The organism is Fibrobacter sp. (genome assembly GCF_045601785.1).
GTDB lineage: Bacteria > Fibrobacterota > Fibrobacteria > Fibrobacterales > Fibrobacteraceae > Fibrobacter.
In genome coordinates this window covers 1-21,596 of record NZ_JAZSAF010000056.1, presented here as the reverse complement: position 1 = coordinate 21,596, position 21,596 = coordinate 1, and the positions used below count along the sequence as shown (strand labels likewise).

Below are 21,596 nucleotides of genomic sequence, written 5' to 3'. Positions count from 1 at the left end.
GAATGTGAAGAAAAATTTGGAAAAATCGGCGCCTAAGTCCAAGCGCGAACCTTTCAGTTTCGTGGTCGATGTGGGGAATTCCCACACGGTTTTGGGCATTTTCAAAGGCGACAAGGTGGTGGACCATTGGAGGCTTACCACCCGCAAGGAAACAACGAGCGACGAGGTGATGAACCGCATCGGCGGTCTTATCCGGTTTTCGGAAATCAAGCCCACGGCGATTACGCATGTGGGTCTTTCGACGGTGGTGCCCGCTCACGAACGCCCATGGATCAAGGCGCTGCAGACACTTTTAAAGCGCCCGGTGCAGGTAGTGAGTTCCAAGAACTGCCTCGGTTGCCCCATAGCCTACCCGAACCCGGCGTCGCTGGGTGCCGACCGCCTGTGCAACATCATTGCGCTGCGCGATCGCGGCTACAAGGACGCCATCGTGGTGGACATGGGGACGGCGACCACCTTCGACGTGATGAAAGACGGCGGCTTTGCGGGTGGTATCATTATTCCGGGTATCAGTGCGAGCTTGGATGTACTGACCGAGAAGGCGGCTCGCCTTTTGCCGGTGAGCATCGAGTGGCCGGACCATGTGATTGCGAACAACACCGACGACGCCATCCGCGCAGGTCTCCTGTACGGGTTTATGGCGGAACTTGAGACTCTTGTCGAAAAGATCAAGGCCGAGATGGGCAAGAAAAAGGTGCCTGTGTTTGCGACGGGTGGCTGGGGCCAGATGGTCATGGGGCACAGCAAGGTGATTGACACTTACGACCCGTACCTGACCTTGAACGGGGTTCGCCTTGTGGCGCTTCGTGGAAATGGTGCGGCCGAAGTCGAAGACACCGACGATTAGAATTTGACGAAAGAGGATATATGCGTTGTCTAGTTACTGGGGGAGCGGGATTCTTGGGAAGTCACCTGTGCGAGCGTCTCTTGAACGACGGCCACGAAGTGATTTGCCTTGACAACTACTTTACAGGTCGCTTGGTGAACGTCGACCACCTGCGCGACAATCGCCGCTTCGAACTCATCCGCCACGATGTGACGGAGCCGATCCTCTTGGAAGTGGACCGCATCTTTAACTTGGCGTGCCCCGCGAGCCCAATCCATTACCAGTTCAATCCGGTAAAGACCATCAAGACGAGCGTGATGGGCGCCATCAACATGCTCGGCATGGCGAAGCGTGTGAAGGCCCGTATTCTGCAGGCTTCCACCAGCGAAGTCTACGGTGACCCGGCAGTGCACCCGCAAACGGAAGACTACTGGGGAAACGTGAACCCCATCGGTATCCGCAGCTGCTACGACGAAGGCAAGCGCGTCGCCGAGACCCTGTTCATGGATTACCACCGCCAGAACAACGTGGACATCCGCATCGTTCGAATTTTTAACACCTACGGACCGCGCATGCTTATGAACGACGGCCGCGTGGTCAGCAACTTTATTGTGCAGGCGCTCAAGGGCGAAGATATCACCATTTACGGTGACGGCAGTCAGACGCGCAGCTTCTGCTACGTGGACGACCTCATCGAAGGCTTTGTCCGCATGATGAACCAGGACAAGATTATCGGACCGGTCAACATCGGAAACCCCGGCGAATTCACGATGCTTGAACTCGCGAAGGAAGTGCTTGACCTTACAGGTTCCAAGAGCAAGATTGTGTACAAGCCGCTGCCCGGTGACGACCCGAAGATGCGCCGCCCCAACATCGACCTTGCAAAGTCCGCTCTCGGCTGGGAACCGACGATTCCCTTGCGCCAGGGCCTCGAAAAGACGATTGTGTATTTTGACAAACTTTTAAAAGATTCTAATCCTTAACCCTTCAATCCTATGGCCACGAAAAAAATTTCTCTCACGGGCATCAAGCCCACCGGCACTCCTCACCTAGGTAACTATCTGGGCGCTATCCGCCCCGCTCTTGAACTTTCGAAAACCTACGATACGGTCTACTTCATTGCGGATTATCATGCTTTGACTACCGTGCAGAACGGTGCAGAGATGCGTGCGAACATCTACAAGATTGCCGCCACCTGGCTTGCGCTGGGACTCAATCCCGAAGAGGGCCTGTTCTACAAGCAGAGCGACATTCCCGAAATTTTCGAACTCAGCTGGGCTCTCAGCTGCTTTACGCCGAAGGGTTTCATGAACCGCGCCCACGCCTACAAGGCGAAGGTCGAAGCGAATAACGCCGCTGGCGAAGATCCTGATGCCAACGTGAACATGGGCCTCTACTGCTACCCGTGCCTGATGGATGCCGATATTTTGATGTTCAGTGCTGACATTGTGCCGGTCGGTAAGGACCAGAAGCAGCATGTGGAATTTGCCCGCGATATCGCCATCAAGTTCAACAAGCATTTTGGACAGGATGTGTTCACGATTCCGGAACCGGTGTTCCAAGAAACCACCGGTATCATCCCCGGTCTCGACGGTCGCAAGATGAGCAAGTCCTACGACAACGTCATCGACATCTTCCTGGAAAGCAAGGCTCTCAAAAAGAAGATTGGCAAGATCGTGACGAACTCCCAGGGCATCGAAGAACCCAAGGATCCGGACACTTGCAATGTGTTTAAGTTGTACAAACTCTTCGCGACTCCGGAACAGACCGAGGCTCTCGCTGCCCGCTACCGCGCAGGTGGCATGGGCTGGGGACACGCCAAGCAGGAACTCCAGAATGTTCTCGAAGAACACCTGGGCGCTGCCCGCGAAAAGTACTTCTACTTGCTGAACCACACCGAAGAAATCGACAAGATTCTTGCTTACGGCAAGGAGAAGGCTCGCGTTAAATCCAAGGCGATGATGGAAAAAGTCCGTGCCCTGTTGGGCACGTATTAATAAGACCGCTCGGTCTAATGCAGCGAAGTCCGTACCCTGGAGCCCTCGCTCTCGCCATCACGACTCGTTAATACGAGTCGCTTATGGCTCACGGAGTTCGCCTATAAACTTGTTTCTTGACGAATTTGATTTCGAATTTGCCGGTTTAATCTACTTGATTAGACCGGCTTTGTATTTCATCTTCAAAATTCTTGCAGATGATTCTTCAATGCGCTCGCGGTAGTATTTACTTTGTTTAGAAAGTGCTGCAAGGTAATTCACCATTTCAACGGCCTTTTGCGGGTAGGTGATCATGAACATGTCGTTCCCTGCCATGAGTGCCGTTCGCACGAGTTTCCTGAAGTCCTTGGCGGGGTAGTTCTTGCTGCGGACGCGTTCGTTGCCGCTCACCCAGGCACGCAGGCTTACGCCCCACAGGTCGTCGGTCAATATGACTGTTTCGGGAGACATGTCGCGGGCCATTTTCACAATCTTCGGTTCGAATACGGCTGGGCGGCTGGAGATGCGCACAAAGCTCACGCTGCTCATCATGGTCACGGGAATGTCGCTCGAAAGCGTCCTGAAAAATTCCACGTTCTTCGCGACTTTTGCCTTGGGTGTTGAACTCACGGCAATTTGGTGGTCGCTGTTGGTCCAGGAATCGTAACCGGGGAAATGCTTCGATACACAGGCCACGTTGCTTTCGCGCATGCCCTGCACAAAGGCTCTCACCTTGGGGGCGTTTGTGGTATCTTCGCCCCAAGAACGCTTCGATTCTTCCATAAAGGAATGCTTGCCGTGGCTGTCCTTGGCGGGGTCGAGCACCGGAGCCAAGTTCAGGTTGATGCCTACGCTGTCGAGTACGGCGCCGATCCTTTGGGCGAGCGCGCGGATGGAGTCTTCACTCATGGTGCGCATCTGTTTTGCGCTCGGCGTATGTTCCCACTTGGGTGAAATCACCGAGATGCGGTTTACGAGGCCGCCTTCCTGGTCAGCAGCCACCAGCGGCTTGATTCGCATGGAATCGTTCACGGTGCGGATGTTTTCGGTGAACTTGTCCAGGTTTTTCAGGTGATTTTTCATCACCAGGTATCCGCCGAATTCGTGCTCGAGCATGAACGATGCGGGCGTCATGTACACCATCACCATTTGTGCCGCCTTCTGCTTGATAGAGAGCGAATCCCACAGCGGCAAGAGCTCGCGGGGGAGCCCGTAAGGTGTTTCGACTTCTATCGATTCCGTGAGCGAGTTCAGCGGAACAAACCTATAATCGGGCAGAGAATCCTCCGCCTGAACAAAGGCAAAAGCCGCAAGAAAAATGGTGACTGCTCTTTTTAGGTGCATGCCGCGGGCTACTCTGCCTTCTTCTTTCCAAAGCGTCTCGGCTTGAATTCGCGGGGCGGGAAGTCGAACTTGATCTTGCCGCCTTTATCTAGATACAAGTAGGCGTCAAAGGTGCGGTGGGTCTTGTTGCTGCGGAAACCCTTCAAAAGCGTCGTCTTTTCGCCGGCGAGCATCTTCTTGATTTCTTCGAGCGGGATTTCTTTACCGAGCAAAATCTTCGGGAGCGTAATGCCGCTGGGTTCCTTCTTCAGGTAGGAATCGCTGACGTATCCGGTCATGGTTTCGTACACGGCGGCGCCATCGACCGGCGACCTGCCGACCTCGGCGCCGACTTCCACTTCTTCGGGCTTTTCGTCGAATACAAATTCAATCTTGTTTTCGTCATTGATAATCACCACAGCCGAGAATTCGGCGCCGCGCTTGCTGCGGAATCCGGTAAGCGGGCCGATTTTACGGTTGGTCAGGAGCTCGGTGATTTCTTCGGGGGTGAGCCTCTTGCCGCCAATCATCTTGCGGATGACGATTCCGTCTTCGGTGGTGTAGCGGCTCACGGTTTCAAAGACCTTCTTGCCGTTCACGGGGCTGAACGGGGCTTCGCCGGTGGTGCTTTCTTCCTTGAATCCCTTGATGTTTTTCACCATGGTGCGCGTCATGTCGACGATGCCTTCCATGAATTTTTCGCGGGTTTCCTTGCCCTTCTCGATTTGCTCCATTTTATATTCCCAGTTGCCGGTGAGTTCCGGGCTGGTGAGCGCTTCGATATCCATGGCCTTCAGCACCTTGATGAGGTCAAATGCCTTGGCGGTCGGAATCATGTCCTTGCCGTCGCGAACCACGTACTTGTCGCTGACGAGCTTTTCGATAATGGCGGCACGCGTTGCCGGCGTTCCAAGTCCGCGTTCCTTCATGGCGTCGCGGAGTTCTTCGTCTTCCACCAACTTACCGGCGCTTTCCATCATCGAAAGCAGCGTACTTTCAGTGTAGTGTGCAGGCGGCTTGGTAAAGTCTTCCTTTTCTTCGAGGGCGACCGTCTTGGCGGACTTGCCCTTGAGTGCCGGGATGTTCGATTCTTCGTCGCTGTCCTTGCCGTACACGGCCTTGAAACCCGGATCAATGAGCACCTTGCCTTCGGTAATAAAGGTTTCGCCTTCAACGGTCGTCACGCGGGTGGTGTTTTCGTACTTGGCGGGCGGGAAGAACACAGCGATGAATCGCTGGCAAATCATCGTGAAAATTTTCTGTTCGGCTTCGGTGAGTCCCGTGGGCATCACGCCGGTGGGAATAATGGCGAAGTGGTCCGAAATTTTGGAGTTGTCGAATACCTTGGGAGTCCTTACGACCCAGTTGTTCTTGAGTGCGGTCTCGGCGAATTTGGCGAGCGGGCCTTCGATCTTTCCGAGGGTAGCCCTCACGGGGGCCACATAGTCTTCGGGCAGGCAGCGGCTGTCGGTACGCGGGTAGGTGGTCGCCTTGTGGCGTTCGTACAGGGCCTGCGCAATCGAGAGGGTGGTCTTCGCGCTAAAGCCGAATCGGTTGTTCGCTTCGCGCTGTAAGGTCGTCAAGTCGTACAGCGGACCGCACTTCTGGAGCGAGGGCGCGGACGTTTCTTCGACGGTGCCGGCCTTGCCCTTGCATTTTTTCAAGATATCCTTGACTTTACTCTCGTCAAAAATCTGCTTGATTTTGTCCTTGCCGTCTTCCTTGTTGGCGGCGAACCACTTGCCTTGGTAGTGGCTACCGTCGTTGTCAAACTCGGCTTCCACGGTCCAGAACTTTTGTGGCACGAACTGCATGCGTTCTTCTTCGCGGTTCACAATGATGGCAAGCGTCGGGGTCTGCACGCGGCCACACGGGGTCACCTGGAACCCGCCCATGCTGCTGTTGTAGGCGGTAAGGCCTCGGCTTCCGTTCATGCCAATGAGCCAGTCGGCTTCGCTACGGCAAAGGGCGGCTGCCTTCAGGTTCTCCATTTCGGCGCCGTCGCGCATGTTTTCGAAAGCTTCCTTGATTGCGGCCGGGGTCATGCTCTGCATCCACAGGCGCTTGATGGTCTTGCCCGTGAACTTGCCCTTGAGCACGTACTGTAATATATAGAAGAAAATCAGTTCACCTTCGCGGCCCGCATCGCATGCGTTCACGATGGTCGTCACGTCCTTGCGCTTGATGAGTTTGCTTAAGGCGGAAAGCTGTCCGCGGGTGGCTGGTGTTGCGACTAGCGGGAATTCTTTCGGGAGCATGGGGAGCGTGCTCATTTCCCACTTCTTGTACTTTTCGTCGATATCTTTCGGGTCGGCGATTTCAACCAGGTGGCCGATGGCATGGCTCACGATGGTGGTGTCGCTTTCGTAGTGGGTCTTTTCGTTCTTGAAGTTCTTTTGGCCGAGTACGCGCACCAGGTCGAGTGCTACGCTCGGTTTTTCGGCGATAATCAGGGTCTTTCCCTCGATCGGGGCCTTTGTTGCTGCCTTCGTTGTCGTTTTCTTTGTCGTTGCTTTTTTTGTCGTAGTTGCCATCGTTATTTCCATTTAAATCGTCCGAACAGGCCGAAAAGCACGGCCAGCACGGTAAAGGGGGCGTGGATAAATTCTACAGGAATGCACCACTTGATCAGGTGCTCCTGCCTGAATATCCTGAGCCCGCGGAGTATTAAGATCAGGTCGCCGGCGCATTTTGCGACAAAGGCGATAAGTGTCGCGATAAAAATCTCGAAATTGAACGGCGAAAGCACCGCCGCGATACACTGCATGGTCAGGAACAGGAACACCATGCTGAGCACAAACACGATTTTAGGTGTATAATAGATAGTCTTCGAAGCCCAGCGCTTGCGCTGTTCCCAGAGTTCCTTCAAGGTTTCTTTGCCGTTCGTGGTCACGAAGGTGCTTTCTGCAATGCAGTAGCGCATGGCCCAGGGGCGGTCGGCAGCGAGTTTCTGCATCAAGAGGTCGTCGTCGCCGCTCTGAATCTTGATCACATTGTCGAACCCGTGCACGCTCTTGAAGAAGCTCTTGCGGTAAGCGAGGTTGTTGCCGGTACTCGTAAGCGGTAGCCTCATGGCGAGCCCAGCGGTGCCTGCCACGCGGTAAATCAGGGTTTCTACTGCCTGCATGCATATCAGCAGACTCGATTTTCCGGGAATCGTCGGAATGTAGGAGTGTCCTGCAACCAGTTCGATTCCCGGTTCGAATTCGGCGACAATCCCCGTAACCCAGGTGGGCTTTACGATGCAGTCGGCGTCGGTAAGGCAGAGGATTTCCCCTTCGCAGGCGTCAATCAGCTTCGAAAGGGCGTGCTTCTTGGGACTCACGCCTTCGGGAATATCCTTGATGGTCAGTACGTGCAGTCGCGGGTTCTTGGCGGCATACTCCGCTAAAATGGCTGGCGTATCGTCGTCACTCCTGTCGTCTGCGACCCACACATCCCACTGTCCGCGGTAGTCCTGCGCAAGCACCGAGTCCAGTGTCGCGCGGATGCCTGCCGATTCGTTGCGGGCCGAAATGAGTATGCTCACCTGCGGCGGCGGCTCCACATCGGAGTTCCCGGTGCGCACGGTGCCGAGTGCGCGGAAGAACCGCACCTCAAGGACTATATAGAATAGTCCGAACACGACCAAAAGGCCGATGACCAGGTATGTGAGCACCGTAAAAAACATTTCCGCGCAAAATTTAGTTCATCGGGACGGTTCCGAAAAAAATGAACCGATGAAAACGGCGCTTTTTTTTGCAGCACCTGCGTTTTTCTCGCAAAAAAGGCAAAATTATATTTATATTACATTCCAAAAAAGAGGTTTAAGATGAAATTGAAAACCTTGATAAAAAAATACAATAGTGCCAATTTGGTGCTTCGAATTGCCATTGCGATTATTCTAGGTGCGCTCTTGGGGTTGTTCTTTCCGACGCAAAAATGGATTAGTGAATTCGGAGTGCTGTTCGTGGGGGCGCTCAAGGCTGTGGCGCCTGTGTTGGTGTTCGTCATGATCATCTGCTCTTTGGCCACCGGTAAGTCCCGCTTGGATCGCCGCTTTGGTCGCGTGGTCAGCTTGTACTTGGTAAGTACCTTGCTTGCGTCGTTTGCAGCGTTTTTTTCAAGCCTCTTGTTCCCGCAGAATCTGGATTTGAACGTATCGGCCGATGGGTCGGTGGTTCCTGCCGATATTTATGAGATTTTGCATAATTTGTTGGTGAATGCGGTGTCGAATCCGTTTGCCGCCATTTCTGACGCTAACTATATAGGCATTCTTGTTTGGGCGGCTTTCTTGGGGCTTGCTATCAAGAAGATTGCGAGTCCGGTGACGTTTACCGTGCTGCAGGATGTGTCCAATGCGGTTTCGATGGTGGTTCGCTGGATTATCAATTTGGCCCCGTTCGGTATCATGGGTATTATGTATACCTCGGTTTCTACGAACGGAATCGGAATTTTCAAGACTTACGGTTCGCTCATTCTGGTTCTTGTGGGAACCATGCTTTTCGTGATGCTTGTTGTGGTGCCGGCTCTTGTAGGACTTGTGTTGCGCCATGACCCGTATCCGCTGGTACTCAAGTGCCTTAAGAGTAGCGCTGTGACGGCGTTCTTTACCCGTAGTTCTGCGGCTAACATTCCGGTGAACATGGCCCTTTGCAAAAAGCTGGGGCTGGATAGCGAGTTCTATTCGGTGTCGATTCCGCTGGGAGCGACCATCAATATGAGCGGCGCAGCAATCACCATTACGGTAATGACGCTTGCGACGGTGCATACGCTTGGAATTCCGGTAACGCTGACTTCGACATTGATTGTGTGCATACTTGCCACGATTGGCGCCTGCGGTACCAGCGGTGTAGCGGGCGGTTCACTCCTCTTGATTCCATTGGCTTGCGCCCCCTTTGGCATTTCGACCGATGTCGCCATGCAGGTGGTGGCCGTAGGCTTTATCATCGGTGTTGTCCAGGATAGCCTCGAAACGGCCTTGAATTCTTCGACCGACGCCATCTTTACGGCGACTGCCGAATACCGCGCCTGGCAAAAACAGGGAAAGCCCTTGCCCGAGGAATTTTTCAAGAAAGAAGAAAAAGCTGCAGAAGAATAGCGTCGTGAATAGCGCCGTGTATTGCGTCGCTATTTCAGCGGGTTCTTGTCGCTCTTGTACCACTTCATGAATTCGGCGATGCCGCTATGCAGGCTCCAGTGGGGCTTGTAGCCGCACTCGGTTTCAAGCTTCGTGGTATCGGCGTTCGTCTGGTATACATCACCCGGCTGCATCGGCAAGAATTCCTTCTTGGCGGGCTCGCCGTAGGCACTCTCGATTTCGGCGATGAAATCCATCAGCTTTACCGGGTGGCTGCAGCCGATGTTGTAAATCTTGTAGGGAACGCCGTTTGCGCATTCCGCAGCGACAGGCATGTGGTCGAGCGTGTGGATGGTGCCCTCGGCGATGTCGTCGATGTAGGTAAAATCGCGGATCATGTCGCCGTTGTTGAACACCTTGATGGGTTCGCCCCTGGAAATAGCGCGGGCGAACAGCATGGGGCTCATGTCGGGCCGTCCCCACGGCCCGTATACGGTAAAATACCGTAGACCCGCGACGGGCAGGTTGTAGAGCTTGCTGTAGCTGTGGGCCATGAGCTCGTTGCTCTTCTTGCTTGCGGCGTAAAGGCTCACCGGGCAATCCACCTTGTCGTCTTCGCTGTAGGGCACCTTGCTGTTGAGCCCGTACACGGAACTTGACGAGGCGAACACCAGGTACTTGACCTCGTTATGGCGGCAGGCTTCCAGGATGTTCAAGAAGCCGACCATATTGCTTTGCAGGTAGGCGTAGGGGTTCGTGATGGAGTAACGCACGCCCGCCTGTGCGGCGAGGTTTACCACCTTGTCAAACTTTTCTTCGGCAAAGAGCTTGTCGAGGCTCTCCTTGTCGTCGATGCTCATCTTTGCAAATCGGCAGTTGCTGTACTTGCCACTCTGTACCATGGCGCCGTAGGTAAAGTTGTCGCCAGGCTGCTCGATGCCGCCTTCGCGGAGACGCCCGTACTTCAGGCGCACATCGTAGTAGTCGTTGATGTTGTCTAGGCCCACCACCTCATCGCCGCGTTCTGCAAGCATGAACATGAGCTTGGAACCGATAAAGCCTGCTGCACCTGTAACAAGAATTTTCATGTTAAAAAAGATAGTTATTTTTGTGCCGATGTCCACGGTCATTCTCTTCAACAAACCCTTTGGCGTTTTAAGCCAGTTTACGCCCGAAGCGGGGCACCCTGCGCTCGATACCTTCGGGTTTCCGTCGGGAGTCTATGCGGCGGGGCGGCTTGACCACGACAGCGAAGGGGCGCTGCTCCTGACCGACAACGGAAAGCTCATCAAGAAGTTGCTCGACCCGAAATTCGAACACCCGCGCACTTACCTGGCGCAAGTCGACGGGCAGATTACCGAAGAGGCTGTGCGTAAGCTTGCCAAGGGCGTAGACATCAAGGGCTACCGTACCAAACCCTGCAAGGCAGAAATCGCCGCTGAACCCGACTGGATCTGGCCTCGCAATCCGCCGGTGCGGTTCCGCGCGAACATTCCCACCAGCTGGGTGCGGCTTACGCTGATCGAAGGCAAGAACCGCCAGGTGCGTCACATGACCGCCGCGGTGGGGTTTCCGACGCTCCGTTTGATTCGCGTGCAAATCGGAAACATTCCCCTAGGCGACTTGCAACCAGGGGAATGGAAAGTTATTACAGATAAAGTAATTTAAGGTCGGCGGCGATAATTGCCGCGACAATCACCGCTGCAGCAAGAAACGAAAAAAAACTCCTTGCCTCAGTAAAGGAAGGGAGTCTAGAGGGAAACCTTAGGTATTCCTTTTACGGCATTTAAGATAATCCTAGCTGCTGTAAAGGAAAGGAGTCTAGAGGGAAACCTTAGGTTTCCCTTTACATCTTATTAGTCGGGGCCTGGCGTGCCACGGGGGCAAGCTGCCCGTGCTTCCTAAACAGGTGCTTCACCAGTGTGCCGAATCCACGCATCACGCGGTAGCGCTCGCGCGGATTCTTGATAGCCATGATTCCTTGACGCAAAATGTAGCTCGGACGCAGGTAGAACTCGCGGCGGGCCTTGTCGCAGAAGTCCACAAGCGCCTGGCTGCTGAGTTCGCCGCGCTGAATCGTGGTGCGGTGGAAACCGTCCTTGTCGAGCCACTGGTTGTAATCCTTGGTCTGCAATGCGCCGCTTTCCAGGGCTTCCTTGTAGGCCTCGGTACCGGGGTACGCCATAATGGGGTAGAACTGCGCCGTGTTCGGGTTCAACTTCTTGGCGTAGTCCAGCGTCATGCGGAGTGTCTCCGGAGTGTCGCCCGGGTTACCCACCATGAAGCATCCATGCACCAAGAGTCCTGCCTTGCGGGCATTTTTGGTGAACTCGATGGCCTTGTCGGTATTCTTCACACCCTTGTGAATGTTCTCGAGGACTTCGGGGCTTGCGCTTTCGAAGCCTACGCACATCTCGCGTCCGCCCGCCTTCTTCATGAGCTTGAGCAGGTCAAGCGGCACATCGGCGCGGGCGTTGCAGCTCCAGGTGATCTTGAGGCCGCGTTCCAGGATCAGGTTGCAGATCTGCCGCACATGCTCGTGGCTTGCGGTAAACGTGTCGTCTTCGAAGAACACTTCACCCAGGTCTTCAAAATTTTCCTTGATGTACTGCAGTTCGTCCACCACGTCCTTGGGCGAGCGGCGGCGGAACTTGTGGCCGTTCAGCGTCTGCGGAATCACGCAGTAGCTGCAGTGGTTCGGGCAGCCTCGGCCACTCAAAATCACAATCAGCGGGTTCAGGTTCGCACCGTAGAAATACTTCTTGTAGCAGCTGTAAAGGTGCTTGCGGTAAACCTTCGAGACCCACGGGAGTTCGTCGAGGTTCTCGATCTTCGGGCCTTCCGGCTGAAAATCCACCTTGCCGTCTTTGCGGAAGGCTAGCCCTGCGATGCTCGAAATGTCCTTGATGTCGCCGCGCAGGTAGCGCACCAGGTTGCGGCAGGTGTAGTCCGCTTCGCCAATCACCACGAAGTCGAGGCTCGGTTCCATCTCCATGGATTCGAGCGGTTCTGCGGTGGCGTGGGTGCCCATGATGGCGACCTTCACGTTCGGAAGCGTCTGTTTGATGGCGCGGACGACCTTGAGGTCGTTCAAAATACTCGGCGTACTCGTGCTGCAAATGACGAGTGCAGGGTCAAACTTCTTGATGCCGTCCAGCGTCTGTTCAAGGTTCAGCTCCATGGCGGGGCTGTCGATCAGCTGGATTTCGTTACCATCCGCCTCGACTGTGCCGGCGGCGTAACTTAGGAACATGGGCCAATAAAGTGTAGAAGACTTGGTCACGCAGGGGCTGCGGGACTCGCGACTGAACATCGGATGAAACGGCGGATTTAAAAAAGTAATGCGCATAAGCAAACGCAAAATACATAATTCTAGGCGATAAAGCTACATTTGTAAGCAATGAAAAAGGTTTTTTCCGTGTACATTGTGCTCTGCGGACTCTGTTCGCTCGCATTTGCACAAAAATCCGTGGCGCCCAAGCCAGCGGTCGCTCCCGGTGCGCCCGTTGCCGCCTATGATACCGTTAAGAGCTTTTACGAAGACGGTTCGCCTTCGCGCGTCTATACCCTGCTGAAGGGTACCGACATTCGCGAAGGAGTTTCGATCAGCTTCCACCCGAATGGAAAAATCGCTATCGAAGCTCCGTACAAAAATGGCAAGCTCGACGGAGTCTTCAAGAGCTACTACGACAACGGAAAGCTGTGGCAGACCATCGGCTACAAAAACGGAATCGAAGAAGGTATTTCGACGACCTACTTTGAAAATGGCGCCAAGAAAAGCAAGGAAGTCTATAGGGAGGGTATTCTCGATGGACTCTCCGAAGAATGGGACGACCAGGGCAAAATGCGCCGCAAGCTGCCTTATGTAAGGGGCCAGCTGCATGGAGTCGCCAAGGTGTTCGACGACCTCGGCGGATTAAAAGAAGAAATGACCTTTGAACACGGACTGCGCCATGGTGCCTACCGCCGCTACAACCGCGGCATCAAGGTGATGGAATCGGAGTTCGAGCAGAACCGCTGCGTCAAGGGCTGCGACTTTTAGTTACATGTAGCCCGCCCATTCGGCGGCGACACTCGGCGATGCCTTGCGGATTTCCTTGGCGTGTTCGCTGTCGTCGGCAATGGCGATGTCACCGCTTGCAATTTTCGCCTTAATATCGTCGAAGGTTTTGGGCTGCTCCTTTTCGGGGAGCTTGTCGCCGGGTACAATGCAGGGGGCGTCGATCGCCGTTTTCGCCTTGTCCTTGACCGGAGAGTATTCGCGTGCGGCAGGGATTTCGTAGAACTTGTCTTCTTCGGGGCACCAGGCCATCAACTTTTTCCCGTACACGCAACCCGCGTCGAGCCCAATGAATCCGGGGCGGTTCACGAACCCCATTTTGGCCCAGTGGCCAAATACGACCGTCTTGTTCCAGTTAATTTGTTCAAACCATGGACGGTCGTTCCAGTATCTTACAGACAAAATAACTTCCCGGTCCATGTCCTCTAGTCGGGCCTTGCCGGGTTCGAGCCCGGCATGCACTAGGAGTGCATGAGGCGTGTCACGCCACAGGGGCCAGGTGCTTACCTCGGCGGCAATGGCGTGCCAAGTTTCCATCGGGAGCTTGGCGAAGCGGGCTCGTTGCTTCTCGGTCCATTCGCTTTCCGAAAGCTTCATCGCGCGTATCAGGTGTTCCTCATGGTTGCCGCGCACGGTAAGGATTCCGTTGTCCTTCACGAACTTTAGTGCCCGCAACATGTCGGGCCCCTTGTTGATGATGTCGCCCGTCTGGTACAGCGTGTCCTTGCCGCGCACAAAGCCGAATGCGTCTACAATGCGCTCGAGCTCGTCGGCACAGCCGTGCACATCACCTATATAAAGAGTTCGACTGTTCATACTAGAATGTCATGCCGGGCTTGACCCGGCATCTCCTTTCCTATAAGCGTGTTAGACATGCACCGCCTGTCGCAGTTTGTTCATTTCGTCGGCGGTGAGTTCTCGGAATTCTCCGGCGGGCAAGTCGCCCAAGGTTAGCTTGCAGTAGCTCACGCGCTTCAGGTCGCGGATCTCGTAGCCCACGGCGCGCATCATGCGGCGGATTTCTCGGTTCTTGCCTTCGATCAGCACGAGTTCGGCGAAACCCTTCTCCAGGTAGATGTCGGTCGCAAATGCAATCTCTTCTTGCTCTTCGCCTTCTTCGCGAATGTCAACGCCGTCTACCAGTTTCTGCGCGGCGTGCTCGCTCAGTGGGCGGTCTGTCCACACGTAGTAGCTGCGAGGAATTTCAAAGCTCGGGTGCGTGAGCCTGTGCAAGAGTTCGCCGTCGTCGGTAAACAGCAATAGGCCTCGGCTCTGCAAGTCGAGCCTGCCTACGTACTTCAGGCTCTGGTAGGCTGGCGGCAGGTAGTCGTACACCGTGCGGCGACCTTGCGGGTCGGTCTTGGTGCAAACGCAACCGGCCGGCTTGTGGAACATGATGGTTGTCGTCTTGCGGGGGAGCTTTGCGGGTTTCCCGTCCACCAGTACGCTGTCGGCGTTCTCGTCGACCTGGTGGCCCAAGTCCTTGACGGTTTCGCCGTTCACCTGCACGCGGCCTTCTTCAATCAAGGCGTCGGCCGCGCGGCGGCTCGCGATACCGCAAAGAGAAATGAATTTATTGATACGCATAGGAAAGTAGGCAGTAGGAAGTAGACAGTAGGCAGTGGTTAGTGATTAGGTCATCCAGGCTGATTGTCATTCCGGCCTTGTGCCGGAATCTCCTTTTTTATCAGCGAACCTCTTCATAAAGCAGTCCGAATCGTAGACCCGCGGTACTTATCTTAAATGTTTCGACGCGGAGCTTTTCCAAAAGCGACTTCAGCCAGAACAATCCGCAAATGATCACCTCGTGGCGGCCGTTTTCGAGGCCCGGGAGCATCGCGCGGAGTTCCTTGGACAGGTTCGAAATTTTTGTCGTCACGGCATCCAGGTCGCTAATCGAAAGCTCCAGACCTTCGATGGCCTTGTAGTCGAACTGCTGCTTGTTCAGGTAGACCATGGCAAGCGCCGTGCCCGTGCCGCCAATCAGGTACACCGGCTTCTTGGTCATTCCCTTGAAAGACACTTCCTTGAAGGTTTCCTTCACGAACTTCTTGTATTCCGGGCCAGGGATCGGGCCCATGGCCTTGAACATCTTGAGGGCGCCCACCGGAATCGAGAACGTGTTGTCGCCGTTGCTGAGTTCCGTGGAACCGCCACCGATGTCGATCGTCACGATACCTTCGCCGTGCCATTCCTTGACCGAGCGGTAGGTGAGCTTGCCTTCTTCTTCGCCGCTGATGATCCGCGGCTTCATCCAGAGGGCTTTTTCGACGGCAGCAATGACTTCGTCTGGGTTCTCGGCGTTGCGCATGGCTTCGGTCATCACCGCGGCCTTGAGGTTTGCGCCCAGGGCGTGAAGGTCCATGCGGAACTTCGTCATGATGGCTTCGAGTTCCTTGATTCGCTTCTCGGTAATGGCACCGTGTTCGTAGATGTCTTCGCCCAGGCGGCAGACTTCCACTTTCTGGAGCTTCGGTACCAGCACTCCCTCCTCAAACGCCGCAATCAAGAGAATGCAGCTGTGGCTCCCGATGTCGACCGTGGCAATCAGCTTGTTATCCATTCTGCGCCTCGTTGCCGTCAGTCGTCGCAGAGTCGCTACCCTCTGTCATCCCCGACTCTCCACCCTCTGTCATCCCCGACTTGTTCGGGGATCTCCCTTCCTCACTGGCGTTTAATACGCCGCTTTTAATCTTCTCAGCGAGCTTTGCCGGGTTCATCAGGAATTCCTTGGCAAATGCGATCGCCTCTTCGACCACGGATTCGGGGAATCTCCCGTTCCAGCTGGCGACCAGGTCGCCAGACTCGCTTCCGAGTTCCTTCCCTTCGCGGATTTCCTGCCCCATTTTTAGGGCGAGCAGAAGCCCAAGCTCAAAGGCGCGCGGCTCCGCCTTGCCTTCAAGGAGTTTTTGCACGCGCTCGATGCGCTGTTCGTAGGGGATATTTTCGAGTTCGGCGAGGTCTTTTTCTGAAATCATGCCCCAAAAATAGAAAACGAGCCCCGGAGTAATCCGGGGCCCGCCAACAAAGGAGAAATTTGTTGAATTACTTCTTTGCAGCCTTCTTAGCAGGAGCCTTCTTGGCAGCGGCCTTCGGAGCAGCCTTCTTAGCGGCAGCCTTCGGAGCAGCCTTCTTAGCAGCAGCCTTCGGAGCAGCCTTCTTGGCAGCGGCCTTCGGAGCAGCCTTCTTGGCAGCGGCCTTCGGAGCAGCCTTCTTAGCGGCAGCCTTCGGAGCGGCCTTCTTAGCAGCGGCCTTCGGAGCAGCCTTCTTGGCAGCGGCCTTCGGGGCAGCCTTCTTAGCGGCAGCCTTCGGAGCAGCCTTCTTGGCAGCAGCCTTCGGAGCGGTCTTCTTAGCAGCAGCCTTCGGGGCAGCCTTCTTTGTAGTCTTTGTAGTAGCCATTTTTTTCTTCCTTATGGTTATGTTGTGAATTAGCTGTGTATAAAATAACTTATTTTCACAAATAATCAACACCTTTTTCAAAAAAAATTAAAAAAAAGTTGTTTTTTTACAAAAAAAAGATTATGAAGGTGATATAATTCACTCCTCAAAAGAAATTTTAATTTGTATGTAATTCGGAAAAAGATTTTTTCGACACCCTTTTCGGCAATCGATGTCATTCAAAAAGAAAAGTTCCCGACATCGCCGGGAACCGCATAAATAAAGGCGCCGAAAAGGCCGTAACCTGATGTTTGTCAAACAGATACAGACTGCGCTGACTACTTGCCTGCCGCCTGGACGCTCTCGATGTACTTCTTGAATCCTTCGACACCCAGGCTGTACATGTCGACGAACTTCGTTGCGAAGGGTGGCAACTTGCGTTGGTGCATACCCAGGGCGTCGTGCATCACGAGCACTTGACCGTCTGTAAACTTTCCGCCGCCAATGCCGATCGTCACCGCGTTCACCATGCCGGTAATTTTGGTGCCGAGCTCTTCGGGAATGTGTTCCAGCACCATCTCAAAGCACCCTAGGCTGTCTACATACTTGGCCGCCTCGATGATTGCGGCGGCTTCTTCTTCGGTACGGCCCTTCTGCTTGAAGTTTTCGGCCGTCTGCGGCAAGAGCCCGAGGTGAGCGCAAATAGGAATGTCGTGGCTCAGCAAGTATTCGTGCACGCCAGCGGGGGTACCCTCGATTTTTACGCAAGAAGCACCCACGTCCATAAAGCGGCGAGCGTTATCGTAGGCCGTTTGCGGGTCCTTGTCGCTTAGGTAGGGCATATCGGCCACCACGTGGGTATTGGGGGCGCCGCGGCAAACCGCCGCTACAAAAATCAGCATCTCGTTCATGCCGATTTCGCGGGTACTCTTGTAGCCAAGCATGGTGTTTGCAAGGCTGTCGCCTACCAAAATCTGGTCTACGCCGGCGGCCTCTGCCATCTGGGCAAAAGCGTAGTCGTAGGCGGTAATCATCGAAACTTTTTCGCCCTTAGCTTTCTTGTTCTTTATGTCGATTGGGCTGAGCATAACTTACGAACCTCCTGTAGCCATGAAAGGGAATGGATTTCTTTCAGGAATCCGATGTGATTGCGCAGATAAGATAGCAAAGCGTTCTCCACGAAGAAGGCGCCTTTTAGATATTGTGGGGCCTCGAGGCCGTTTTTTTCGGCGAGGTAGAGCTCCCGGAGCCCCGCAAGAGTCGCTGGCTTTGCACGGGCACTCTGCACGCCTAGGCAAGATTTGCAAATCAGCGCGCCCGATTCCGGGAAAAAGTCGCCGGGAGCCTCGGTGAAAGGCCTTTCGCAGCGGCTGCACTGCGAAAGTTCCAGGTGGTAGCCCCACAGGTCGCAAATGTCCAGCAGCCACCGCGCAAAAATGCCGCTGGAACCGTCGTCGGAACCTTCTATAGAGTCGAACGCCTTGAGCGAGCCTTCCAGCAGCTGGAACTCGTCGGGGAGCGGCACGCCCTGCGGCGCATACCGCAGCACGATCTCTGCCATCACTTGCGCCTCCGCTAGGTACAAAAGCGACTGGCGCAAGCTTGCATGCCAGTCAACAATCGACGCCTCTTTAATGAACTGGAGCTCCGTATTCGGGTTCTGCCGGAACACCACCTCGGAGAGCGCCAAAGGGTCGAGCGCCCCCTTAAAGGGCGACTCCTTGCGCTTGGCTCCCTTTATGATAAAACTCACCACGCCGCACTCTTCCGTGAGCGCTTTCACGATAAAGCTCGAGTCGCTGTACGCAAACCGGTGCAGAACAATTGCTCTAGTTTTTATCATAATGCTAATGCAGCGCAAACGTCATTGCGAGCGTAGCGCGGCAATCCATTCCCTACTTGCTGGGGAACGGGGGCCAACCCATCACCTGGCCGCCAAGCACGTGCAGGTGGATGTGGAACACCGTCTGGCCCGCGTCGGCCTTGCAGTTGAACACAAAACGTGCACCCGATTCTTCGATGCCGAGGTCCTTCGCGATCAGCTGGGCGCGGTAAAGCATCTTGCCCACCAGTTCGCAGTCGGAGGGCTGCATGTCCATGATGGTTGAAATATGGCGCTTCGGCACCACCAGAAAGTGTACCGGGGCCTGCGGGGCAATGTCGTAGAAGGCGAACACGTCGTCGTCTTCGTAAATTTTCTTGGAAGGGATTTCACCCTTGATGATTTTGCAGAAAAGGCAGTTTTCACTCATAGTGACTATAAAGTAGTAAAAAGAAAGGCCGCCCGTTGTGGGGTGGGGCGACCGGTGGGGGAATGGTGTGAAGGCGTTTACTTGCAGGGTTGGGTCGAAAAGCAGGTGCCGAGCCGGGTTTTCAAAGGATTTGAGGTGCCGTCTTTAGCCAGGAATACTTCGAGTGAATGGCTGTCGGGGTTGCCGTTCGTCCATCGGATCTTCATGGAATACCTGTATTGGCCGTTGTTCCCGTATTTTGCGTTCGGGTCGCCGTTTAGTGCCCTACTGGTGAAAAGGGGCGTTTTAGGATAGGTGCGGTACCACCCATTTGACTCTTTTTTTACGTCATAATCTCCCGGATGCCCATTGAAATTATCGTTGTCCGCTCTTGCTATAACGATGTCGGCGACGGCACCGAAACCGGCGTCCCTAAATGCCTGGCTCCAGAATCCGGTGCTGGTAAGGAGCCCGCACATATTCTGGTTGTCGCTCGTCCTGGTTTTGTTTTCACCTTGGTAGTTGGCGACAAAAACATCATGGAGTTCAAGAACAAAAAAGAGAAACGCCTTCCTCTGTTGCAAGCCACTTGCTCAGATTGTCTTTGCTGTTTTGAGTGTTGCCGCATTTTGCGGATTCATCGATGCGGAAAGCATCGTCTTCGTAAAGGGCGCGGTCCAATGCGTCACGCAGGTAAAAGAATTTAAGCAGGTCCGTTCGCTCCTTCGCTTTTTCGATCATGTCGGTGCACTTCGGAATTGCGATGCCCGAAAGGATATTGACCATGACGATCACTACCATAAGCTCGATAATGGTAAAACCAGCCTTCCGGTTGTTGCGGGTGGTGCCCTCCGGCGCCTTGAGCGAACAAAAATCTGTGATTCTCTTCAAAATTTTAGTCACCATAAAACCCCTTTGCTTGAGGTCCAACAACATAAATATAAAACAAAAATTTACAGACATAGGCGTTCCGTAATAAAAAAATGACTTAAATCGTATTCCAATTTGGAATAATTCCACGGCCATATCTTGCCTTTTCCCTGTTTTTACAAACTTTTTACTGAAAACTGGTCACAGGTTTGCTTTTAAAAAGCGTGTTAAGGATAGACGGGGAAATTTTTTCCTGATCTCTTTTCGGAATGTTCCGGGAGAAAACTTAAAAGGCTATAAATGATTAGAGAAGAATTTGCCAATTTTCTTACAAGGCTTAAAACTACAAAAGAAGCTGGTCAGGACCTTGACGCAATCGTCAAGGAACACGAACACAGAAATGTCTACTTTTATAACGATGCATGCATTAAGAAGATTTTGGCGAGTGAGAAGAACATTTCGCTTACCACGGATCTTATCAATGCTGCGCTGAACCTTATCGGGGCGGATCGTGTTATGCATCCGAAACTCGAAAATCCGTTTATCCCAGGGAACTTGGGGTATAGAGGTGCGGAACCCGATCTTCTGCTGACAAATGATCGGGGCGATATGGCCCCGCGCGATCGCATTTCTATCGAAGTCCAGCATGATGCGGACACAATTTATAAGAATCGAGTCGTGCTTTACGTGTCGCGTATTATCAGCAATATGGTGAAAAAGAACGAACCTCCCATACTCGAAAATCTGAACCTTATCAGTTTTCAGTTTACCAATGCTTACCCGTGGAGCGTTTCGCGTAATTACCGCCATTCGGTACAGCTTCGTGATCAGGAACATTTGCTCTATTTTGACAAGCAGACCGTTACTCTTATTGAGGTGGACAAGTTCTTAAAGCATCCCGAAGAATTCTGCGATGACCGTAGTCGCCTTGCTCAGTGGCTCCGCGCAATTGATGCGCTTAACCGCGAGGCTGATTTCAGCGAGTTCGCGGCGGACCCTGTATTCAAAGCCTTGCAAAACGAAGTGAAATTGTGTAATTTTAGTTCGAGGTATCTTATGACAGAAGATATGAAGTCTATAGACAATGCCATGTATGAATTCAGAGGAAGAGAGCGTATTGCGAAAAATATGCTTCTTGATGGAGATTCGGTTGAAAAAATTGCCCGGATTACGGAAATTCCTCTGTATTGGGTGCTGGATCTTAAGAAAAGTATGGAGCTTGAGAAGGCTTGACCTCCTTAATCTGACCTTGACGGCCCGGCGAAAGCCGGGCTTTTCTGTTTTTACAAACTTTTTACAATAAAAGCGGCTTCTAGTGTCGCGAAAAAGCGTGTTAGTAAAGAGGGGTGAAACAATTTCACTCTAAAGCAAAATATCTTGACAATATCTAGATAGAAATATATATTATGAACATAATAATTAGCGAACACGCAAAACAGAGAATGGACGAGAGAGGTATTTCCGAAGAACAGGTAAGGGCTTTCTTTGAAACCAATGAACCAATCGCATCTTGGAGAATATCTGATCTTGACAGCTCTGTGATTTTGGTAGATACTTTGTTTGATGGACGCAAATTTAGATTGGTCTATAACGCATTCACGGATACATTGATTACGCTTTTCCCGAGGAGGTAATTATGACGAACAAGGAACTTGCTTTGGCTCTTGAGAAGGAGTACGAAGAAACAGGCGATAATGCCGGTACCGCTATGCCTCCGGCACCCTCGATGGCAGCAGCCATTGCAATTGTCAAGAAGCGCAAGACTAAAGTCGGGACAAGTTTTGATCCAGGCGTTTTGGAGGCGTTCAAAGCGAAGGCTGAACGCGTCGGCATTCCGTACCAGACGCTGCTCAATTCCGTAGTCAAACGCTAT

Annotated in this window: 23 protein-coding genes and 1 pseudogene; 9 read left to right on the top strand and 15 right to left on the bottom strand. The window is 53.5% G+C overall.

What is annotated here, in order from left to right:
- The first annotated feature begins 4 nt into the window (after positions 1 to 4).
- From ACKI61_RS08395 to ACKI61_RS08385, 3 genes are read left to right on the top strand one after another with little or no spacing between them, the layout of a single operon-like run.
- Positions 5 to 847: a type III pantothenate kinase gene (locus ACKI61_RS08395; RefSeq protein ID WP_407457293.1), complete on the top strand. Its 843-nt coding sequence runs from the start codon at positions 5 to 7 to the stop codon at positions 845 to 847.
- A gap of 20 nt (positions 848 to 867) precedes the next feature.
- The gene (locus tag ACKI61_RS08390) at positions 868 to 1,809 is read left to right on the top strand and encodes a UDP-glucuronic acid decarboxylase family protein (protein ID WP_407457292.1); all 942 of its coding nucleotides are present in this window, start codon (positions 868 to 870) and stop codon (positions 1,807 to 1,809) included.
- Between the two features lie 12 nt (positions 1,810 to 1,821).
- Complete coding sequence (locus ACKI61_RS08385) at positions 1,822 to 2,823, top strand: tryptophan--tRNA ligase (protein WP_407457291.1); 1,002 nt, start codon at positions 1,822 to 1,824, stop codon at positions 2,821 to 2,823.
- Between the two features lie 150 nt (positions 2,824 to 2,973).
- On the opposite strand, the gene ACKI61_RS08380 is transcribed toward ACKI61_RS08385, so the two are convergent.
- From ACKI61_RS08380 to ACKI61_RS08370, 3 genes are read right to left on the bottom strand one after another with little or no spacing between them, the layout of a single operon-like run.
- Positions 2,974 to 4,146, bottom strand: coding sequence for a glycoside hydrolase family 3 N-terminal domain-containing protein (locus tag ACKI61_RS08380; protein ID WP_407457290.1), 1,173 nt, complete (start codon positions 4,144 to 4,146; stop codon positions 2,974 to 2,976).
- Between the two features lie 8 nt (positions 4,147 to 4,154).
- Positions 4,155 to 6,659, bottom strand: coding sequence for a DNA topoisomerase III (locus ACKI61_RS08375; RefSeq protein ID WP_407457289.1), 2,505 nt, complete (start codon positions 6,657 to 6,659; stop codon positions 4,155 to 4,157).
- A gap of 2 nt (positions 6,660 to 6,661) precedes the next feature.
- Complete coding sequence (locus tag ACKI61_RS08370; protein WP_407457288.1) at positions 6,662 to 7,795, bottom strand: glycosyltransferase; 1,134 nt, start codon at positions 7,793 to 7,795, stop codon at positions 6,662 to 6,664.
- Between the two features lie 141 nt (positions 7,796 to 7,936).
- Between ACKI61_RS08370 and sstT the strand changes: the two genes are divergently transcribed.
- The gene (sstT, locus tag ACKI61_RS08365) at positions 7,937 to 9,205 is read left to right on the top strand and encodes a serine/threonine transporter SstT (RefSeq protein ID WP_407457287.1); all 1,269 of its coding nucleotides are present in this window, start codon (positions 7,937 to 7,939) and stop codon (positions 9,203 to 9,205) included.
- Positions 9,206 to 9,234: 29 nt separating this feature from the next.
- Here sstT and ACKI61_RS08360 read toward each other — a convergent pair whose 3' ends face one another.
- Positions 9,235 to 10,272 (bottom strand): NAD-dependent epimerase/dehydratase family protein, encoded by a 1,038-nt coding sequence (locus tag ACKI61_RS08360; protein ID WP_407457286.1) that lies wholly within the window; start codon positions 10,270 to 10,272, stop codon positions 9,235 to 9,237.
- A 28-nt stretch (positions 10,273 to 10,300) separates the two neighbouring features.
- Here ACKI61_RS08360 and ACKI61_RS08355 point away from each other — a divergent pair, with 28 nt between their 5' ends.
- Entirely contained in the window at positions 10,301 to 10,852 is a 552-nt protein-coding gene (locus ACKI61_RS08355) for a pseudouridine synthase (RefSeq protein ID WP_407457285.1), read from the top strand.
- A 178-nt stretch (positions 10,853 to 11,030) separates the two neighbouring features.
- Here the strand turns inward: ACKI61_RS08355 and ACKI61_RS08350 are convergent, their stop codons facing one another.
- Positions 11,031 to 12,533, bottom strand: a complete 1,503-nt coding sequence (locus ACKI61_RS08350; RefSeq protein ID WP_407457284.1) for a B12-binding domain-containing radical SAM protein — start codon at positions 12,531 to 12,533, stop codon at positions 11,031 to 11,033.
- A gap of 51 nt (positions 12,534 to 12,584) precedes the next feature.
- On the opposite strand from ACKI61_RS08350, the gene ACKI61_RS08345 reads away from it, so the two are divergent.
- The gene (locus tag ACKI61_RS08345) at positions 12,585 to 13,226 is read left to right on the top strand and encodes a toxin-antitoxin system YwqK family antitoxin (protein WP_407457283.1); all 642 of its coding nucleotides are present in this window, start codon (positions 12,585 to 12,587) and stop codon (positions 13,224 to 13,226) included.
- Here the strand turns inward: ACKI61_RS08345 and ACKI61_RS08340 are convergent, their stop codons facing one another.
- The 10 genes from ACKI61_RS08340 to ACKI61_RS08295 form a co-directional block, all read right to left on the bottom strand.
- Entirely contained in the window at positions 13,227 to 14,060 is an 834-nt protein-coding gene (locus tag ACKI61_RS08340; protein WP_407457282.1) for a metallophosphoesterase, read from the bottom strand.
- Between the two features lie 51 nt (positions 14,061 to 14,111).
- Positions 14,112 to 14,831, bottom strand: a complete 720-nt coding sequence (locus ACKI61_RS08335) for a pseudouridine synthase (RefSeq protein WP_407457281.1) — start codon at positions 14,829 to 14,831, stop codon at positions 14,112 to 14,114.
- Between the two features lie 100 nt (positions 14,832 to 14,931).
- Positions 14,932 to 15,807 (bottom strand): phosphatase, encoded by an 876-nt coding sequence (locus ACKI61_RS08330; RefSeq protein WP_407457280.1) that lies wholly within the window; start codon positions 15,805 to 15,807, stop codon positions 14,932 to 14,934.
- Complete coding sequence (locus tag ACKI61_RS08325; protein WP_407457279.1) at positions 15,800 to 16,222, bottom strand: hypothetical protein; 423 nt, start codon at positions 16,220 to 16,222, stop codon at positions 15,800 to 15,802. The genes ACKI61_RS08330 and ACKI61_RS08325 overlap by 8 nt, the downstream gene beginning before the upstream one ends.
- A 67-nt stretch (positions 16,223 to 16,289) precedes the next feature.
- Positions 16,290 to 16,643, bottom strand: coding sequence for a hypothetical protein (locus tag ACKI61_RS08320; RefSeq protein ID WP_407457278.1), 354 nt, complete (start codon positions 16,641 to 16,643; stop codon positions 16,290 to 16,292).
- 317 nt (positions 16,644 to 16,960) lie between these two features.
- Positions 16,961 to 17,710 (bottom strand): 3-methyl-2-oxobutanoate hydroxymethyltransferase, encoded by a 750-nt coding sequence (gene panB / locus ACKI61_RS08315; RefSeq protein ID WP_407457277.1) that lies wholly within the window; start codon positions 17,708 to 17,710, stop codon positions 16,961 to 16,963.
- Positions 17,689 to 18,465 (bottom strand): DNA repair protein RecO, encoded by a 777-nt coding sequence (gene recO / locus ACKI61_RS08310; RefSeq protein ID WP_407457276.1) that lies wholly within the window; start codon positions 18,463 to 18,465, stop codon positions 17,689 to 17,691. Before recO ends, panB begins: the two co-directional genes overlap by 22 nt.
- Before the next feature lie 52 nt (positions 18,466 to 18,517).
- Positions 18,518 to 18,874 (bottom strand): histidine triad nucleotide-binding protein, encoded by a 357-nt coding sequence (locus ACKI61_RS08305; protein ID WP_407457275.1) that lies wholly within the window; start codon positions 18,872 to 18,874, stop codon positions 18,518 to 18,520.
- Between the two features lie 77 nt (positions 18,875 to 18,951).
- Positions 18,952 to 19,437 carry a hypothetical protein gene (locus tag ACKI61_RS08300; RefSeq protein ID WP_407457274.1) on the bottom strand — a complete coding sequence of 162 codons (486 nt, stop codon included), beginning with the start codon at positions 19,435 to 19,437 and terminating at the stop codon, positions 18,952 to 18,954.
- Positions 19,400 to 19,759: a type IV pilin protein gene (locus ACKI61_RS08295; protein WP_407457273.1), complete on the bottom strand. Its 360-nt coding sequence runs from the start codon at positions 19,757 to 19,759 to the stop codon at positions 19,400 to 19,402. Before ACKI61_RS08295 ends, ACKI61_RS08300 begins: the two co-directional genes overlap by 38 nt.
- Before the next feature lie 264 nt (positions 19,760 to 20,023).
- Here ACKI61_RS08295 and ACKI61_RS08290 point away from each other — a divergent pair, with 264 nt between their 5' ends.
- From ACKI61_RS08290 to ACKI61_RS08280, 3 genes and pseudogenes are all read left to right on the top strand, one after another.
- Complete coding sequence (locus ACKI61_RS08290) at positions 20,024 to 20,956, top strand: PD-(D/E)XK nuclease family transposase (RefSeq protein ID WP_407457272.1); 933 nt, start codon at positions 20,024 to 20,026, stop codon at positions 20,954 to 20,956.
- A gap of 173 nt (positions 20,957 to 21,129) precedes the next feature.
- Positions 21,130 to 21,357, top strand: coding sequence for a DUF4258 domain-containing protein (locus tag ACKI61_RS08285; protein ID WP_407457271.1), 228 nt, complete (start codon positions 21,130 to 21,132; stop codon positions 21,355 to 21,357).
- A gap of 2 nt (positions 21,358 to 21,359) precedes the next feature.
- Positions 21,360 to 21,596: pseudogene (locus ACKI61_RS08280) on the top strand (hypothetical protein); the annotation flags it as partial.

Excerpts from the sequence above, each read along its gene's own strand:
- ACKI61_RS08320 (WP_407457278.1), bottom strand. The coding sequence starts at position 16,643 with ATGGCTACTACAAAGACTACAAAGAAGGCTGCCCCGAAGGCTGCTGCT.
- ACKI61_RS08335 (WP_407457281.1), bottom strand. The coding sequence starts at position 14,831 with ATGCGTATCAATAAATTCATTTCTCTTTGCGGTATCGCGAGCCGCCGC.
- ACKI61_RS08325 (WP_407457279.1), bottom strand. The coding sequence starts at position 16,222 with ATGATTTCAGAAAAAGACCTCGCCGAACTCGAAAATATCCCCTACGAA.
- recO (WP_407457276.1), bottom strand. The coding sequence starts at position 18,465 with ATGATAAAAACTAGAGCAATTGTTCTGCACCGGTTTGCGTACAGCGAC.
- ACKI61_RS08345 (WP_407457283.1), top strand. The coding sequence starts at position 12,585 with ATGAAAAAGGTTTTTTCCGTGTACATTGTGCTCTGCGGACTCTGTTCG.
- ACKI61_RS08375 (WP_407457289.1), bottom strand. The coding sequence starts at position 6,659 with ATGGCAACTACGACAAAAAAAGCAACGACAAAGAAAACGACAACGAAG.
- sstT (WP_407457287.1), top strand. The coding sequence starts at position 7,937 with ATGAAATTGAAAACCTTGATAAAAAAATACAATAGTGCCAATTTGGTG.
- ACKI61_RS08370 (WP_407457288.1), bottom strand. The coding sequence starts at position 7,795 with ATGTTTTTTACGGTGCTCACATACCTGGTCATCGGCCTTTTGGTCGTG.
- ACKI61_RS08360 (WP_407457286.1), bottom strand. The coding sequence starts at position 10,272 with ATGAAAATTCTTGTTACAGGTGCAGCAGGCTTTATCGGTTCCAAGCTC.
- ACKI61_RS08380 (WP_407457290.1), bottom strand. The coding sequence starts at position 4,146 with ATGCACCTAAAAAGAGCAGTCACCATTTTTCTTGCGGCTTTTGCCTTT.
- ACKI61_RS08390 (WP_407457292.1), top strand. The coding sequence starts at position 868 with ATGCGTTGTCTAGTTACTGGGGGAGCGGGATTCTTGGGAAGTCACCTG.
- ACKI61_RS08355 (WP_407457285.1), top strand. The coding sequence starts at position 10,301 with ATGTCCACGGTCATTCTCTTCAACAAACCCTTTGGCGTTTTAAGCCAG.
- ACKI61_RS08330 (WP_407457280.1), bottom strand. The coding sequence starts at position 15,807 with ATGGATAACAAGCTGATTGCCACGGTCGACATCGGGAGCCACAGCTGC.
- ACKI61_RS08285 (WP_407457271.1), top strand. The coding sequence starts at position 21,130 with ATGAACATAATAATTAGCGAACACGCAAAACAGAGAATGGACGAGAGA.
- ACKI61_RS08305 (WP_407457275.1), bottom strand. The coding sequence starts at position 18,874 with ATGAGTGAAAACTGCCTTTTCTGCAAAATCATCAAGGGTGAAATCCCT.
- ACKI61_RS08350 (WP_407457284.1), bottom strand. The coding sequence starts at position 12,533 with ATGCGCATTACTTTTTTAAATCCGCCGTTTCATCCGATGTTCAGTCGC.
- ACKI61_RS08290 (WP_407457272.1), top strand. The coding sequence starts at position 20,024 with ATGATTAGAGAAGAATTTGCCAATTTTCTTACAAGGCTTAAAACTACA.
- ACKI61_RS08295 (WP_407457273.1), bottom strand. The coding sequence starts at position 19,759 with ATGGTGACTAAAATTTTGAAGAGAATCACAGATTTTTGTTCGCTCAAG.
- panB (WP_407457277.1), bottom strand. The coding sequence starts at position 17,710 with ATGCTCAGCCCAATCGACATAAAGAACAAGAAAGCTAAGGGCGAAAAA.
- ACKI61_RS08340 (WP_407457282.1), bottom strand. The coding sequence starts at position 14,060 with ATGAACAGTCGAACTCTTTATATAGGTGATGTGCACGGCTGTGCCGAC.
- ACKI61_RS08385 (WP_407457291.1), top strand. The coding sequence starts at position 1,822 with ATGGCCACGAAAAAAATTTCTCTCACGGGCATCAAGCCCACCGGCACT.